The sequence below is a fragment of the Halomonas sp. HAL1 genome (assembly GCF_030544485.1).
In the GTDB taxonomy this organism is placed as follows: Bacteria; Pseudomonadota; Gammaproteobacteria; order Pseudomonadales; family Halomonadaceae; genus Vreelandella; species Vreelandella arctica.
Map to the genome: position 1 here is coordinate 1,815,628 of NZ_CP130610.1, position 15,394 is coordinate 1,831,021.

At 49.4% G+C, this 15,394-nt stretch carries 14 protein-coding genes; 11 read left to right on the plus strand and 3 right to left on the minus strand.

All coding sequences use genetic code 11. The annotated features are described in order from the left end of the window. Positions 1–166: 166 nt before the first annotated feature. The 3 genes from Q3Y66_RS08520 to Q3Y66_RS08530 all read left to right on the plus strand — a co-directional run bounded on the left by Q3Y66_RS08520 (position 167) and on the right by Q3Y66_RS08530 (position 4,750). Positions 167–1,189: a zinc-dependent alcohol dehydrogenase family protein gene (locus Q3Y66_RS08520; RefSeq protein WP_008956629.1), complete on the plus strand. Its 1,023-nt coding sequence runs from the start codon at positions 167–169 to the stop codon at positions 1,187–1,189. Positions 1,190–1,323: 134 nt separating this feature from the next. After that, complete coding sequence (locus Q3Y66_RS08525) at positions 1,324–4,056, plus strand: HAD-IC family P-type ATPase (protein ID WP_008956628.1); 2,733 nt, start codon at positions 1,324–1,326, stop codon at positions 4,054–4,056. Positions 4,057–4,072: 16 nt separating this feature from the next. After that, positions 4,073–4,750, plus strand: coding sequence for a DUF2238 domain-containing protein (locus Q3Y66_RS08530; RefSeq protein WP_008956627.1), 678 nt, complete (start codon positions 4,073–4,075; stop codon positions 4,748–4,750). A gap of 445 nt (positions 4,751–5,195) precedes the next feature. Here the strand turns inward: Q3Y66_RS08530 and Q3Y66_RS08535 are convergent, their stop codons facing one another. Then, positions 5,196–6,923 (minus strand): alpha/beta hydrolase, encoded by a 1,728-nt coding sequence (locus Q3Y66_RS08535; protein WP_083832186.1) that lies wholly within the window; start codon positions 6,921–6,923, stop codon positions 5,196–5,198. A 433-nt stretch (positions 6,924–7,356) separates the two neighbouring features. On the opposite strand from Q3Y66_RS08535, the gene Q3Y66_RS08540 reads away from it, so the two are divergent. After that, positions 7,357–7,860 (plus strand): Hsp20/alpha crystallin family protein, encoded by a 504-nt coding sequence (locus tag Q3Y66_RS08540; protein ID WP_008956625.1) that lies wholly within the window; start codon positions 7,357–7,359, stop codon positions 7,858–7,860. 61 nt (positions 7,861–7,921) lie between these two features. After that, a complete protein-coding gene (locus Q3Y66_RS08545; RefSeq protein WP_008956624.1) occupies positions 7,922–8,572 on the plus strand; it encodes a BON domain-containing protein in 651 nt (216 codons plus the stop codon). Positions 8,573–8,900: 328 nt separating this feature from the next. Here the strand turns inward: Q3Y66_RS08545 and Q3Y66_RS08550 are convergent, their stop codons facing one another. Continuing rightward, complete coding sequence (locus Q3Y66_RS08550) at positions 8,901–9,080, minus strand: DUF1326 domain-containing protein (RefSeq protein ID WP_008956623.1); 180 nt, start codon at positions 9,078–9,080, stop codon at positions 8,901–8,903. 55 nt (positions 9,081–9,135) lie between these two features. Here Q3Y66_RS08550 and Q3Y66_RS08555 point away from each other — a divergent pair, with 55 nt between their 5' ends. The 4 genes from Q3Y66_RS08555 to Q3Y66_RS08570 all read left to right on the plus strand — a co-directional run bounded on the left by Q3Y66_RS08555 (position 9,136) and on the right by Q3Y66_RS08570 (position 12,941). Further along, entirely contained in the window at positions 9,136–10,152 is a 1,017-nt protein-coding gene (locus tag Q3Y66_RS08555; RefSeq protein ID WP_008958868.1) for an IS30 family transposase, read from the plus strand. Positions 10,153–10,555: 403 nt separating this feature from the next. Further along, positions 10,556–10,981 (plus strand): hypothetical protein, encoded by a 426-nt coding sequence (locus Q3Y66_RS08560; protein ID WP_238528441.1) that lies wholly within the window; start codon positions 10,556–10,558, stop codon positions 10,979–10,981. Between the two features lie 64 nt (positions 10,982–11,045). Beyond that, positions 11,046–12,047, plus strand: a complete 1,002-nt coding sequence (locus tag Q3Y66_RS08565) for a GGDEF domain-containing protein (RefSeq protein WP_008956456.1) — start codon at positions 11,046–11,048, stop codon at positions 12,045–12,047. 126 nt (positions 12,048–12,173) lie between these two features. Next, a complete protein-coding gene (locus tag Q3Y66_RS08570) occupies positions 12,174–12,941 on the plus strand; it encodes a DUF3750 domain-containing protein (protein WP_008956455.1) in 768 nt (255 codons plus the stop codon). 70 nt (positions 12,942–13,011) lie between these two features. Here the strand turns inward: Q3Y66_RS08570 and mntR are convergent, their stop codons facing one another. Then, positions 13,012–13,491 carry a manganese-binding transcriptional regulator MntR gene (mntR, locus tag Q3Y66_RS08575; RefSeq protein ID WP_008956454.1) on the minus strand — a complete coding sequence of 160 codons (480 nt, stop codon included), beginning with the start codon at positions 13,489–13,491 and terminating at the stop codon, positions 13,012–13,014. Between the two features lie 157 nt (positions 13,492–13,648). Between mntR and Q3Y66_RS08580 the strand changes: the two genes are divergently transcribed. Beyond that, the gene (locus Q3Y66_RS08580) at positions 13,649–14,569 is read left to right on the plus strand and encodes a metal ABC transporter substrate-binding protein (protein WP_008956453.1); all 921 of its coding nucleotides are present in this window, start codon (positions 13,649–13,651) and stop codon (positions 14,567–14,569) included. Positions 14,570–14,575: 6 nt separating this feature from the next. After that, positions 14,576–15,394 carry a metal ABC transporter ATP-binding protein gene (locus Q3Y66_RS08585; RefSeq protein WP_008956452.1) on the plus strand — a complete coding sequence of 273 codons (819 nt, stop codon included), beginning with the start codon at positions 14,576–14,578 and terminating at the stop codon, positions 15,392–15,394.

The window sequence follows — 15,394 nt, forward strand, 5'->3', positions numbered from 1 at the left end:
CTTTTATTTGCTTGGAGAGCTTCTCTTCAAGAGAGCTTACACTATAACTATTCATACTCTACTAATAGTCGCTGTGGTCGAGGCATGGGTTTGTGCAAAAAATAGCGCACAAAAGCTAGGTAAGGGACGTTAGTTAAATTGTAGTTTACGTGCTTAGGGAAGTCGCATGAAGGTCATGGTGCTTGAGAAACAGGGTGGGCCTTTGCAGTGTCATGAAAGGGTAATTCCTACGCCGGGGCCGGGGCAGGTACTGCTTAAAGTAGAGGCGTGCGCCGTGTGTCGTACTGACTTGCACCTACTCGATGGAGAATTGCCAGACATCCATTATCCGATTATTCCTGGCCACGAAATTATTGGTCATGTTGTCGAGTGTGGCCCTGGTGTGTCGCTGGAGAAGGGAGTACGACTGGGTATTCCCTGGCTAGGGTATAGCTGCGGTGAATGCCGTTACTGTTTACATGGGCAGGAGAACCTTTGTGATCAGGCGCGCTTTACTGGCTACCAGATTGATGGTGGCTTTGCTGAATACACGCTGGCGGACCATCGCTTCTGCTTTTCAATCGGCCCCGACTATAGCGCTGTAGAAGCTGCTCCACTGATGTGTGCTGGTCTGATCGGCTATCGTTCTCTAGTCATGTGTGGCGATGACCTGCAGCGTCTCGGTATTTATGGCGTTGGCGCGGCGGCGCATATCGTGGCGCAGGTCGCAAAACGGCAGGGCGTGGAAGTGTACGCCTTTACTCGCCCGGGCGATAAAGCGTCTCAACGATTTGCGCAACACTTGGGCGCGATGTGGGTAGGTAGCTCTGAACAGTTGCCGGAGGTACCCCTGGATGCCGCTATCATTTTTGCACCCGTGGGGAAGCTGGTACCCCTTGCACTTCGTGCCGTGCGCAAAGGGGGAGTCGTTGTCTGTGGCGGTATACACATGACTGACATTCCCTCTTTCCCTTATGCGCTACTCTGGGGAGAGCGCCAATTACGCTCGGTAGCTAACCTGACCCGCCAGGACGGTAAGGCGTTTTTATCGCTGGCCTCCCAAGCGACCCTTCAAACCAGTACAACCTGCTATCCGCTCCACGCTGCTAATGAAGCGCTTAAGGATCTCAGGGAAGGCAAAGTAACCGGCGCTGCAGTATTGGTGATGGAGACATCACCAGCATCTGAGATGTTCGATGTCGATTCGTAAGTTGGGTACTTTGTTTTCCCACACCACGATCACTTTGCTTGCTGCCATGACCGTGATGAAGTCGATACCGTGACGGTGGTGATCTGTGACAGTGATTGCTTATTCCTCTTGGATACGTCTGCCAGGGAGTCAGGATGGAAACGCCTACTGCCGATACCAGTTTGTTATTAGATAACTCGTCTTTGGGGGTTCATGCTAGGCATATTGATGAGGTCCTTGCGGACTTGAAGACTTCATCGTCGGGTCTGACAGCAGGCGAAGCGACCAGGCGCTTGGCTAAGTACGGACGCAACCAGTTACCGGTAGTGGCTGGCCGCCACCCACTGTTTCGTTTTCTTGCGCATTTTCATAATGCATTAATCTATTTTCTGTTAGCGGCAGCGCTCGCTGCATCACTGCTAGGGCATTTTGTCGATGCATCGGTCATTGCTGCGGTGGTCTTAGTCAACGCCGTGGTCGGTTTTATTCAGGAAGGTAAGGCGGAAAAGGCGCTGAGCGCGATCCACAATCTTATCGCCCCGCACGCTTATCTGGTAAGAGAAGGAAGGCGAGTCAAGGTGCCTGTCGAAGAGATTGTACCTGGGGATATCGTGTCGCTTGAGCCAGGGGAACGGGTTCCTGCTGACCTGCGGCTTATTCGTACGAGTGCTTTACGTATCGAAGAAGCCATTCTGACTGGTGAGTCGGTAGCAGCAGAAAAGCAGGTAATACCAGCATCAAAGGAAGCTGCGCTGGGTGACCGGCACTCAATGGCCTATTCGGGTACGCTGGTGGCTGCTGGGCAAGGGCTAGGTGTCGTGGTCGCAACGGGGGGTGCTACGGAAATCGGGCGCATCAGTGCTTTGTTGCGAGAGGTGCAGCCATTGACCACACCGCTGCTGCGCCAGATTAATCATTTTGGAAAGCAGTTTACTTGGATCACCCTGGCGGTGGCGGCCGTACTCTTTGCCTTTGCGGTATTAGTACGTGGCTATGCATGGCCGGACGCACTGATAGCTGTCGTTGCTCTGGCGGTGGGGGCTATTCCTGAAGGCTTACCAGCAGTCATCACCATTACATTGGCTATTGGTGTACAGCGCATGGCGCGTCGTCATGCAGCGATCCGGCAGCTACCGGCGGTAGAAACACTCGGCGCTACGTCGGTCATCTGTTCCGATAAGACCGGCACCTTGACGCGTAACGAAATGACAGTGCGACGGCTGGAAGTCCCTCATGGGCAGTACACGGTGACAGGTTCGGGCTATGTGCCGGAAGGTCGGCTGGAAGCCGCTTCTACCGATGATGCTGCTGCGGATAAACAGCGGCTAGAGAGTAGTTGTTTAGTGCTATCGGGAGCGCTGTGCAACGATGCCCAATTGAACCAGGAAAATGGTGCTTGGCATGTGATGGGCGATCCGATGGAAGGGGCGCTGGTGGCGTTGGCGATGAAAGCTGGTTTGGAGCCGGAGCTAACCCGCCATGAATGGCCGCGACTTGATGAGATCCCCTTTGATGCCAAGCATCGTTTTATGGCCACGCTTCATCGCCATTCAGCAGGCGATGGTCGGATTTTTGTCAAGGGCGCCCCCGATGAACTGCTGACGAGATGTATCGCCCAAATAGATGGTGAAGGGACGGCGCCGTTAGACCGAGATACCTGGGGCGCCAAGGTCGCGAATGCAGCCGCCCAGGGAGAAAGAGTGCTCGGCTTTGCGGTTAAAACAGTAGCCTCCGATATTGATAAGCTGGCTTTTTCCGACCTGGATGGGCTTGTCTTCATTGGCCTGATAGGGTTTATCGACCCCCCGCGCCAAGAGGCAGTGGCCGCCATTAAAGAGTGCCACTCTGCAGGTATTGCGGTGAAAATGATTACCGGTGATCACGCTGAGACGGCTGCGGCGATTGCTCGGCAGCTAGGATTTGGAGAGGAACCATACGTCCTGACGGGGCGTGATCTTGATGACATTTCAGACACTGACCTGCCTGCTATCGTGACCGAAACCAGTGTGTTTGCTCGAACCAACCCTGAACACAAACTGCGTATCGTGCGTGCCTTGCAGTCGACGGGGGCGATCGTGGCCATGACCGGCGATGGCGTCAATGATGCACCGTCGTTGAAGCAGGCAAATGTCGGTGTTGGCATGGGGCATAAAGGGACTGATGCAGCGAAGGAGGCCTCCCAGATGGTCTTGCTGGATGATAACTTCGCCTCCATCGTCGCTGCAGTGAATGAAGGGCGAGTAGTCTATGACAATATCCGCAAAGTAACCGCGTGGACACTGCCTACTAATGGCGGCGAGGTATTGGCGGTGATTGCCGCTATCTTGTTTAACTTCTCAATGCCGATGTCTGCGGTGCAGATTTTGTGGATCAATCTTGTTACGGCGGGCACCCTTGGCCTTGCTCTAGCGTTCGAACCGGCAGAGCCCAACGTCATGCAGCGCCGCCCTAGGCCTGCCAACCAAGGGCTGCTGACACCTTTTTTGATCTGGCGGGTAGCGCTTGTGTCGTTCCTGTTTCTGGCAGCGGTGTTGGGCGTATTTTTTTACTCACTAGGGCGAGGGGATGAGCTTGCGATGGCTCGCACCTTAGTGGTCAATTTGATCGTCGTATTGGAAATTTTCTATCTATTTAACGTGCGCTATCTACACTACACTTCATTTAGCTGGCAGGGGCTAATAGGCACCCCCGCTGTGCTGTCTGCTGTCACTGTGGTGATCGTTGCTCAGGCATTGTTTACCTACTGGCCTGTTATGCATGCCCTTTTCGATACGCGTCCGTTAGCATTTTTGGATGGCGTATTAGTCATCAGCATCGGCATGGTGATGATGGCTATATTGGAAGTCGAGAAAATTGTGATGCGCCGAACAGGCTGGCTAAATCAATAAACAGAGGTAGAGGAGTGTGTCTAGGATTAAGCAAGTACGTGCTCGGCTGCTAACGCTTGATCCGTTTCCTGTATGGCTGTTTGTTGGCTTTGTGCTGTTCTGGATATGGCTGGCCATAGCACCTTATTACCGCTCAGATTGGCTGCTTGAAAATATTCTGGTGTTTGCCGCGGTGCCCGTATTGGGTTGGTTGTGGTATCAGGGTGGTGTCTCGCGTCTGGCATGGTTAAGCATTTTTCTATTTTTAATATTTCATGAAGTTGGTGCTCATTATACCTATTCTGAAGTGCCCTATGACCACTGGTTGAGAACACTGCTTGGGTTTTCTCTGGACCAACGGTTTAGCTTTGAGCGTAATCAGTACGACCGCTGGGTACATTTCCTTTATGGACTGCTACTTTTTCCACTGATGAAAGATCTTGTGAAAAGACGCCTACTATATGAGGCAGTTTTATGGCGCCTACTACCGGTGGTGCTGATTTTATCCCATTCGGCGTTTTATGAGATTGCTGAGTGGCTGGCTGTTGTACTCTTCCCAGGGGAATTGGGGGAGTCATACCTAGGTGCCCAGGGAGATATTTGGGATGCGCAGAAGGATATGGCGTTAGCACTTTTAGGAGCTTTCATAGCCAGTGCGCTGAGTGTGCCAGTGCGCTATTTAGTAGCTAGAATTAGCTCGGCCGCCAATAAATAGGCAGTTTTAATAGTGGGTAGAAGCTATTCTAAAATACATCAATGCACCACTGAAAGGAGTGGTAGCATTGTGCTTTACTACTGCTAACAGTTGCATGGGGTGATAGATAAAAAATATTAACTTTAGTATTCTCTTGTTGATTTAGTCATATGAAAATCTTGCAGTTTATTAAGTTGTTTTATAGCGTTTATTTGAGGCGCTATGCAGTAAGTGTATAAGTTTTTTTAGGGGTTGGATATGGGGTTTGTATGATTACGTCTTAAGACTTATTTGGTTGCTTAAGTCGCTAAAAGTTGTTGCCTATCGTTTTGCGTGTTTTATTTATTTCTCTAATCGTGGAGGGTTTATTCCACTATATATTAGTGGGCGACGCTCAGCTTCGTTAGCTAGCCAGGCTCAAAGAACACAAAATGAATAGCGTCTTCATCAAGCTAGCCATACAGAGCTATGCTTTTCTGACATAGCTGCCGGGGGCGTTTTCGAGAGGTGGGTAGTTTTGTGAACCAACGTGAGGTGCCTCGACAAGGGGGCCTGATCTTGCTGCCAACCATGATTGCCATGCACCCCACCAGGAGCCTGGCTTAATTGCTGTACGCTCCAGCCACGTGTCTGGATCAATATAGGAGTCACCTTCAAAGGCGGTGGCTATTCGATAATGCCGATGCGATTGTTCAGGGGGACTAATAATACCCGCGTTATGACCACCGCTAGTGAGCAAAAAAGTAATCTCCGGTGCATCTGCAAGAAGGTGCAATCTATAAGTGGATCGCCATGGTGCGACATGGTCCCACTCTGTGCCAACACAGAAAATAGGTATTTGTATATCGCTAAGCGCCACCGGGCGGCCTTCTACCCGCAAGCGTCCTTCGGCTAAGTCATTATTTAAAAATAGGGTACGCAAATATTCAGAATGCATACGGTAGGGCATGCGCGTTGCATCGGTGTTCCAGGCGAGAAGGTCGTTAATGGGTTGCCTTGCGCCTAACAAATACTCGTTCACGGCCCGGGACCAGATTAAATCGTTGGAGCGCAGTATCTGGAATACCCCTGACATTTGTTTCGTATCGAGAATGCCCTGAGCCCACATTAAGTCTTCAAGGAAAGCGAGCTGCTTTTCATCAATAAAAAGCATTAGTTCACCAGCTTCTCGGAAGTCCGTTTGTGCGGCGAAGAGTGTCATTGAGGCCAAGCGGTTGGCTCCATTTCTGGCCATCGCAGAAGCGGTAATAGCCAACAGGGTGCCGCCCAGGCAGTAGCCTACCGCATGTATTTTCTGACTAGGAAATAAGTTTTCGATGACATAGAGACTCGCCAGAATGCCTTGTTGCCGATAGTCATCCATTCCAATATCGCGATCTTCGGCCGTTGGGTTGCGCCAGGAAATTATAAAAACCGTATGGCCATGATCGACTAAGTACTTAACAAGCGAGTTATGGGGGGACAAATCCAGGATGTAATACTTCATGATCCATGCAGGCACAATGAGTATAGGCATCACATGTACTTCTTCTGTAGTAGGGGTGTACTGGATTAGCTCGATCAGATGATTGCGAAAGATAACCTTGCCCGGTGTAATTGCTACATTTTCTCCAACGACATACATTTCAGAACCCGCTGACCTTTTGCCGAGATAGTGGTTTTGGATATCTTCACAGTAGTGCTGCAGCCCTTGTATTAAGTTGGCTCCAGCGCTCTCAACAGTTTTTTGGAGCACCGCGGGATTAGTCAGTAAAAAATTGGAGGGCGAGAACACATCAAGCCACTGGCGGGCACCGAATTCTACTGCCTGCTCGTGATGCAGGGATAAGCCGCGTAGTCCGGTGGTGGCGTTATGCCACCACTGCTGTTGAAGAAGGAAGCCCTGATAAAGCAGATTATAGGGGAAGTAACGCCAGGCAGGGTCACGAAAACGACGATCCTGGGGCAGGGGATCAATACAAGCTGTGGCATTGGGGTCGAAGGCCGAATGGCTGGCCCAAGACAGCAAGCGTAGCTGTTTCTTCATTGCTTTTTGTACTAGATGAGCTTGAGTTCCAGGAGAAGTCTGGAGGCTTGATAGCCAGTCCAAGTAAGTCAGCATGGCCGATGTAGGAGAAATGCCGAGTGTTAGCCCTGCCAGTGATGCTCGTACCAGCCTGTCCAAATGTTGGTATTGTGTCTCATCATAAAGCATTGTTATTAACCCTAGAAACTGAGCGTTAGTTTATCTAACAATAACACTTACTTACCTTTACTGGTTCACTTTACTCGAGTGCCAAGTGACGCTGATGCCACTGTACTTTAAGCTGTCCGTATATATAACAAAAGCAATAACGAAAAATTATTGTGATATGAGTTCTATTGATAGGTTTAATATGAGTTCAAATTGGCTGCTACACAATAATTTTACTACCATTTTATAGGTGAGTTGGGGTGAAGCTGGTTTTAATTGCTCTGGATCAAGTTTTTTGCGTATTAGTGCTTTTTGATTACATGTGTCACCTTCTAAATAAAAATGTTTGCGCTATAAATATACCATGGCTTGTAATGTAGCCATTGAGAAAAAGAAGGATAAAAATGCAATTTAGCCCTTTTCTTAAGTAAAAGAAATACATAGGAGTAGTGTCATGGAAAAAGCAATCAGCAAGCCTGTAATGGCGGAAAAAGATACGGACTCACTTTCCAGTAAGCGCTCTTTAAGCCCGCTGGAAGAGTTTGATCGTATGATAGAGGGTTTCTTCGAGCGCAGCTGGATGAAGCCCTTTTTCAAGGAAGACTTAATAAAAGAACGGCTAGGTTTTTTCGGTCAACATAACCCTAAAGTTGACATCATTGATCGAGACATAGAAATCGAAGTGCGCGCTGAGATGCCAGGGGTTGACCGGAAAGAAATAGACCTGGAAATAACCGAACACGCCGTGATGTTGAAAGGCCAGCGTTCTGGAGAAACCCAGGAAAAACAGGATGAGTATTACCATTCAGAAATTTGGCAAGGTGCCTTTTCTCGGACGATTGCCTTGCCAGTAGAAGTGGATACTAAACATGCTGAAGCTAAATTTAAAGACGGCATATTGACAATCACCATGCCAAAAGCCAAACAGGCTTTACGGCGCAAGCTTGAAATCAAGTAGGTAGAGTGAGTATTTCTACGTAATAAGAAGATTTGCTTGCAAAACTGAAGGAGTACTAAGGATGCCAAAGTCAGATAGTCAAATTCAGAAAGATGTGCTTGCCGAACTCGAGTATGAACCCACTGTTCGTGCTTCGAATATTGGGGTAGAGGTTAACGACGGCATTGTGACATTAGCAGGCCATGTAGATAGTTATGCAGAGAAGTGGCATGCAGAAATGGCAGCGCAGCGAGTTAGCGGTGTTAAAGGCGTTGCCGTTGAAATGGATGTAAAATTGCCTGGGAATAACAAGCGCACTGATGCGGATATTGCTCGTGCGGTTAAAAATACGCTGGAGTGGAATATATACATTCCAAATGACCCATTAAAGGTAATGGTTGAAGACGGTTGGGTGACGCTAACCGGCGAAGTCCCCTGGGAGTATCAACGGCGTTTGGCTGCTAGTTCCATACGCTACTTGACAGGGGTTACGGGTGTGAGTAACCAAATCGTTCTCAAACCTAAGCCTACCGCTGCTGCTGTCAAGGCCGATATTGAGGCCTCACTTAAACGTAGAGCTATCCAGGATGCCAATGCGATCAAAGTCGAGGTGCACGATCACGACGTAATACTAAGTGGCAAGGCACACAGCATCGCGGAAAAAGACTTAATACACCATTCTGCATGGAGTTCGCCCGGCGTATGGAAGGTAATAGATGATATAAGGGTTTGAAGGCGATAAGTAATAAAATTTCAAAACGTAGAATGGTCATCGAATCGCTAGAAGGGTTCGATGACTCTATCTTTTGTCTGCCGTTTTTTGTTGAATTGATGTTCTCTATCACTATATCCGCTCGTTTGAGACGCTGGGTGAACCGGCCCCAGCCTACCTGCCACCGGGCGAGACACCTCCCGCCCCCTATGTGGATTTATCCCGGAGTTATTTATCGACGAGATGGCTACGTCAGAAGGATTTTGTCGTGGCGCTTGCCGTAGCCCCACTTCATAATCGACCCAGCTATCGTATGGTAGCGTCGGTGAAGGCCAAAATAATTTATTAGCTAGCAGATAGTGCCTTCAACCATAGGGCCGGGGGAATGAAGGGTGATGACCACCTTCCTATCGCCAAGATCCACCGCCTCGAACTGACCTTGGGTAATGTGCCAGCTAAGACGCTGACAGGCGCAGGCTATCGTCTGCGTTGAGAGGCCGTCATCAACTATAAGCTTTAAATTTATCATCTTGGCCGCAGAAACTGAGTGCAACACCTAAGAATTTTAGTAAGGTGTTGGATTTATGTCCTATTCAGAACTCAGCATCGAAGAACGTGCCACCATACAGGTAAGCCTCAGGCAAGGCATGAGTCTCCGCCAGATTGCTCACATGTTGAGGCGTTCTCCGTCTACCCTCAGCCGTGAAGTACGGCGCAACCAAACTCAGTCAGGTGCCTACTGTGCTCATAGTGCGCAGACGCACCGCTGCGCTCGACGCATGGTTTGTCGCCCAAAACGTAAGCTGCTGTTGGGGAGTGAACGCTTTGAGCTGGTCATTCATATGCTTCGCAACCGCTTGTCTCCAGAACAAATAGCAGGCAAGCTCAAACGCATGATGACGCCCAGTTTTGAAGATGCTTACGTCTGCCGTGAGACGGTCTACAACGCCATTTACGCCTTGCCTGTGGGCCAGCTTAAGAAAGAGTTGATTCACTGCCTGCGCCAAGGCAAATCGACCCGTAAGCCTCGCCGTGGTCAGGTCGATCGCCGTGGCCAAATACCCGACATGGTGAGCATTCACCTTCGTCCACCGGAGATAGAGAAGCGCGAAATGCCAGGCCACTGGGAGGGCGATTTAATCAAAGGTAAGAACAATGCCTCTGCCGTCGGCACGTTAGTTGAACTCAGCAGTGGCTACGTCATCCTCGCCAAATTACATGACGCCACAGCGACCTCAGCTGTTGAGGGATTTAGCGCAGCACTCAACCGAATGCCACTAGCCGCACGCAAGAGCATGACGTATGACCAAGGCCGAGAAATGGCTAAGCATGCACAGATTACCCAAGCAACGGGTGTTGCAATCTACTTTTGTGACCCTCACAGCCCATGGCAACGCGGTAGCAATGAAAACATCAATGGCTTGATACGGCAGTATTTACCGAAAGGGACGGATCTGTCGCACCACACCCAAGAGGAACTTGATGCCATTGCATTACAGCTGAATATGCGGCCTCGAAAGCGCTTTGACTTCAGGTGCCCAGTTGAAGTGCTGGGCGAAATATTGGCGAAACACCAAGAAAGCCCACCAGCCATTCATTAAGTAGCGTTGCACTCAGAGACTGCATCCACCCATTATTAATTAATGAAAAATATTTACGGCTAATGCTTTTTTATTAATTAAGTTAAGCGTAATGATGGTTTTCTTACTATTTTTATTTATAAAAATACCTTATATAAATTATGGTTTGTAAATTTTTTTATTTATTTAATGTTCATGGTGATTTTGATTTATTTAATTTACGTTAACTTTTTATTACTGGCTGAAAAGCTAACATATATCATAGTAACTGAGCTTTGTTCCGCTCTAAGATAATTTTTTGAAATCCTCCCGGCCTTGAGATGTTTTATACCCTTAGAGGGCTTTGCCAATGGTTAGCTTAGCAGTACTTAGTCCCCTGCCTCAGGATCAAATAACCTTAGCTTACTCGCAAGAGACACGTGAGTTGTATCGCTATCGTGGGTTGGCACTTTGCTTTCTGCCCTTTGATCCCCCCGTTAGCCGTTTGATGAGCGCCATTGGTATGGAGTGCGAACATAGGATTTTTAACTTGCAGGAAGTGGCAAAGCAGATGGAGTTAGTTCTTCCTTCAACTATTAGCCAGCTAAGAGAAATGTCCTTTTTAAATAAAAATAGCAGGCATTTTTTCGTGTTGGATGAAACTATGGGTAGGCAGGTTCTTCTTGACGCTGAAGAGGCGGCTGAAACGTCGCATACATTCTTTAGCAGGCTATCGGAAACCAACGCGATTCCTGAGTTACAGCAACTGTTATCTACCTTTGTAGCTCAGAAATATAGTGAGTATCACGTCGTAAAAGAGTGTCGTGAGCAATGGAAGAACGCTCTCTATGCGCTGGGTTGTGCTTCATAAGCTGTGCCTTATAAAACAGATAGCTGTTTATTTGCCACTACACTCATGGTGGGAGTGCGTGTCTATGATCATGCCAATACGGAACAAACCTGGTTTTCAAGATTATTTTGGTGATGATGCCGACTCAATGTTGAAGTTCCTTTGGGATTTTTTTCCTGCATCAATGATAATTATTCGTTTTGAAGAGCCGGGTAATTTTGTCGTCGAGGCAGTCAACCCCACTCAGCAAGCTATGTTAAGCAGCAAAAAGATATACGTGGGGGAGCATCTATCCCATATATTTCCTGAATCGTTATGTGATGAGCTCATTGCAAATTGTGGTCACTGTGTAGCAGACGGAGTGCCGGTTCGTTACGAAATGGCGGGTGGATACATTGATGGGGAATATCATCAGACCGACTGCCAGATCCTACTCAAACCTATTAGTACTCTTCAAGGAGTAATTACTCATTTGCTCTGCATCGTCAATAACCCAAACACTTACAGCCGTTCGAAGGTGGCTCATTATTCCGAACTAGAAATAGAGCGTCGGGTGATGGAGCGTACCGATGAATTGACGGCCGTTAATCAGCAATTAAGCTACTTAGCGACTCATGATTGGCTCACTGAAGCGTTTAACCGCCGTCATCTTCTTGAGTTAGCGACGACTGAGTTCAAGCGAGTTTACCGTTATGGGTTATCACTCGGCCTGTTAATGCTGGATATTGATCACTTTAAGTCAATCAACGATGAAAAGGGCCACGCCGCTGGAGATCAGGCGTTGCAAACGGTGACTCGCGCAATACGAGCGACGGTTCGTAACTGCGATTTGGTCGGGCGCTATGGCGGTGATGAATTCATCATCGTGTTGCCCGAAACCGATCTCCATGGAGCCCGCGTAATTGCCGAGCGGTTGAGAAGTACACTGCAGGGAGCTGAGCTATTTATCAGCATTGGCCTCGCCACGCTAGAGCGTAATGACCAAACGATTGATGATGTGATCAACCGCGCGGATCATTTATTATTGAGCGCTAAGCGAAATGGTCGTAACCGAATAGAAAGCGCTTCCCTTACCCTTATATCTTGATGGCTGGCGTTTAGTGGCTACTATATTTAGCTTCCTTGATTAACGCCTACCTCATGTCTTCAATATACGCTTGCGTCCAGCTAGCTATCGCGGTACTACAGTTATCTCTTAGCTTTGGATAGCTCGATGAAAAAAATGCTGCTGCGATGGCTGCTTACTCTCGTAGTGCTTTTAGCGCTGCTGCTAGTAGGGCCTGTATGGATATTGGCAAGTAATCAAGTGGTAACAGAAGGGCATTGGTCATCGTTGGATCGCACCTCTGCTGGGATCGCCCCAGACCCAGCAGCGATCTCCGAAGCCGTGGTGCAGGTCTATTCTGCCCGCGCCTATAATTGGCGCGGGGCGTTTGGCGAACATATCTGGATTGCGACGAAAGCAGAGAATGCTGATAGCTACCGGCTGCACCAAGTGTTGAGCTGGCGTCGCCCTACGGTAGTCTCTTCTATTGATACCCCTGATCGCGCCTGGTTTGGTAACCCGCCCACGCTGCTGGCTGATTACCGCGGTGGCGCGGCTGCACAATTAATACCCAAGATAGAATCCGCTGCTGCTGACTACCCTCAAGCCGACCTTTATCGCTTATGGCCCGGGCCTAACAGCAACAGTTTTATCGCTTGGGTGATTCGTGAAGTACCAGACTTTGAGGTGACGCTGCCCGTTACCGCTATCGGCAAAGATTATATTTTCAACGGTATTTTGGCACCTGCGCCAAGTGGCACGGGTTACCAGCTCTCATTAGGCGGGGTAGCCGGTATTATGCTGGCGCTAGAAGAGGGCATCGAAATTAATGTTCTCGGCTTGAGTTTTGGTATTGATGTGATGCGTCCTGCCTTGAAGCTGCCAGGTATAGGGCGCCTTGGAATGCCCGCACGAGTAGCGAGCGGTGAGCTTTAATTTTCTGCAACCTGCGCTTATCCCATCACAGGAGCCTTGAAGTTTAACCCGATAGCTTCTTGATGAGCATTTAGCTTTTCTGCTGCTGCTCGGTAAATCGCTGCATTATATCCAGTGTTTCATCGCTCACGTGGTGCTCCATGCCTTCAGCATCAATACGAGCAGTGGCATCTTTGACTCCCAGCGCGCGTAAAAAATGCAATACGATATCGTGCCGAGCGCGTGAGGTTTCCGCCATTTTCTGGCCTGCCTCGGTCAGAAACAGAGAGCGGTAGGGCTTGCTAGTCACCAGCTCAAGCTCATTTAGGCGCCTGATCATTTTCGATACGGTTGCCTGACTAACCGCCATGCGGTTGGCAATGTCCGCCGCACGCGCTTCGCCACGATGCGTCAGTAAATCCCCAATCAGCTCAACGTAGTCTTCAATCAGCTCGGTTTCATGGGCATTACGCACCGTTGCATACTGCTGAGCATGCTGCTCCACGGGCGGAAGGGCATCACCATGAATGCTTGGGGCGGTTAATGAAGCGTTCGGATTAGAATCAGTCATTGGCAAATTATATCGGAAGCAGTGGCAATAATCATTGGATCGTACTTGGGATAGTAGCCTATTTTTACGCAACATTGTTAGCCAAGGCTAAACTATTTGCACAGTGCTTTATTTTTGAGCTACAGTCTACTTATCAGTAATGCGAAAGGGATGAATAATGAATAAGCGCAATCTTTGTATAGCTTTGAGCCTGCCGCTGTGGTTAAACGCAGCAATGGTGAATGCTCAGGGTGAGGATGTTGCGCCATCGCCTTTGAATGTTGCCGTAACGTTTTCCGTGCTTGGCGATATTGTTACCCGCGTGGCGGGGGAGAATGCCAACGTATCAGTATTAACCCCGGTTGGTGCGGAAGTGCATGAGTGGGAACTGACCCCAAGTAATTTTGCGGCGTTAGAAACAGCAAACATCGTTTTCTATAACGGTTACCAGTTGGAGCAGTGGATGCCCCAGGTGGAAGCAACCCTTGTAGATGGCACGCCGCTAGTGGCGATAGCTGAAGCTTCTGAGTACCCCACTCAAACCATTATTACCGGCGATATGGAAGGCGATGTCGATCCCCATCTCTGGATGGATCCGCGGGCTGTTGCTACCTACGTTCAGGTAATTGCTAACGAGCTAGAGCATGTACTTCCTCAGCGGGCTGAAGAGTTCCAGCAGCGTGCTGAGGCGTTGAAAAAAGAGCTGCATACGCTGCACGTTGAACTTCAAGAGCGCTTAGAAGCGATACCTGACGAACGGCGGGTATTGTTAAGTAGCGAAGCTGCCTTTTTATATTTCTCAGATGCTTACCATTTTGAACATGACGGCATCTGGGGCACCAACGCTGAGACCGAGGGCTCGCCCCGTCAGCTTATGCGAGTGGTGGATATGATCAATGAGCGCCAACCCGCCGCGCTGTTTTGGGAAAGCACTATTTCTGACCGCCATGTGACCAGTTTGGCGCGGGATACAGGCGTTAAAGTGGCTGGGCCTTTATATGTGGACTCATTGAGTGAGCCAAGTGGTGAAGCTGGCGACTATTTCACCATGATGCGTCACAACGTTGAGTTGTTGCGTCAGACCTTGGCAACCGAGTAAATAGCGATGGCAACTACCTCCCCTGTGGCGATTGAGATCAAAGGCCTCTACGCGGCCTACCAGCGTCAGCCGGTGCTTGAAAATATTAACCTGCGTTTTCCGGCAGGCCAATGGACCGCTATTGTAGGCCCGAACGGGGCAGGGAAATCGACACTTTTTCATGTGCTTACCGGTAGCATGAAGGCACTGCGTGGCAGTGTTCAGGCGTTTGGTGAGCCGATTTCGACGCACCGTAAAGCGGGACATATTGCTTATATGGCTCAGCGCGAAGCGATTGAATGGGATTTTCCTGTCTCGGTCTGGGAAACTGTGATGGGTGGCCGCTATGGGCATATGCGTCATGACCCCTTGTGGCGGCGTCTGTTGCCTTCACGTTGGTATGATTGCCGCCATGGCGAGGCGGTAAAGAGCGCGCTAGAAGCGGTGGATATGCTGGCGTTGGCGAAACGCCCGATTGGCGCGCTATCCGGTGGGCAGAAAAAGCGTGTTTTACTTGCCCGTACGCTTGCTCAGCAGGCCAATATTTTACTGCTTGATGAGCCACTGGCGGGTGTAGACCCACCTAGTGAGCGGTTGATTTTAGACGTGCTGGCCGGTGAGCGAGAGGCTGGACGTACGGTAATTATGGTCACTCACGATATGCCAGGGGCACGGCGCCACGTCGACCATGTGGTGTTGATCAATCGTTTTATTCGTGGGGTAGGCTCGCCTGATGAGATGCTCAGCGATGCCAAGTTGGCTGAGCTTGCAGTGAGTTCCACCGAGCAGTCGGCGAATGATGTGCAGGTCGATAAAGCATCTTCCTTAACGGCAGCGCAGGGGTAA

What these genes read in the sequence shown, in the direction of transcription:
- Q3Y66_RS08550 (WP_008956623.1), bottom strand. Translation starts at nt 9,080, where the DNA reads ATGATAAATTTAAAGCTTATAGTTGATGACGGCCTCTCAACGCAGACG.
- Q3Y66_RS08540 (WP_008956625.1), top strand. Translation starts at nt 7,357, where the DNA reads ATGGAAAAAGCAATCAGCAAGCCTGTAATGGCGGAAAAAGATACGGAC.
- Q3Y66_RS08585 (WP_008956452.1), top strand. Translation starts at nt 14,576, where the DNA reads ATGGCAACTACCTCCCCTGTGGCGATTGAGATCAAAGGCCTCTACGCG.
- Q3Y66_RS08580 (WP_008956453.1), top strand. Translation starts at nt 13,649, where the DNA reads ATGAATAAGCGCAATCTTTGTATAGCTTTGAGCCTGCCGCTGTGGTTA.
- Q3Y66_RS08535 (WP_083832186.1), bottom strand. Translation starts at nt 6,923, where the DNA reads ATGCTTTATGATGAGACACAATACCAACATTTGGACAGGCTGGTACGA.
- Q3Y66_RS08555 (WP_008958868.1), top strand. Translation starts at nt 9,136, where the DNA reads ATGTCCTATTCAGAACTCAGCATCGAAGAACGTGCCACCATACAGGTA.
- Q3Y66_RS08525 (WP_008956628.1), top strand. Translation starts at nt 1,324, where the DNA reads ATGGAAACGCCTACTGCCGATACCAGTTTGTTATTAGATAACTCGTCT.
- Q3Y66_RS08570 (WP_008956455.1), top strand. Translation starts at nt 12,174, where the DNA reads ATGAAAAAAATGCTGCTGCGATGGCTGCTTACTCTCGTAGTGCTTTTA.
- Q3Y66_RS08565 (WP_008956456.1), top strand. Translation starts at nt 11,046, where the DNA reads ATGATCATGCCAATACGGAACAAACCTGGTTTTCAAGATTATTTTGGT.
- Q3Y66_RS08545 (WP_008956624.1), top strand. Translation starts at nt 7,922, where the DNA reads ATGCCAAAGTCAGATAGTCAAATTCAGAAAGATGTGCTTGCCGAACTC.
- Q3Y66_RS08520 (WP_008956629.1), top strand. Translation starts at nt 167, where the DNA reads ATGAAGGTCATGGTGCTTGAGAAACAGGGTGGGCCTTTGCAGTGTCAT.
- mntR (WP_008956454.1), bottom strand. Translation starts at nt 13,491, where the DNA reads ATGACTGATTCTAATCCGAACGCTTCATTAACCGCCCCAAGCATTCAT.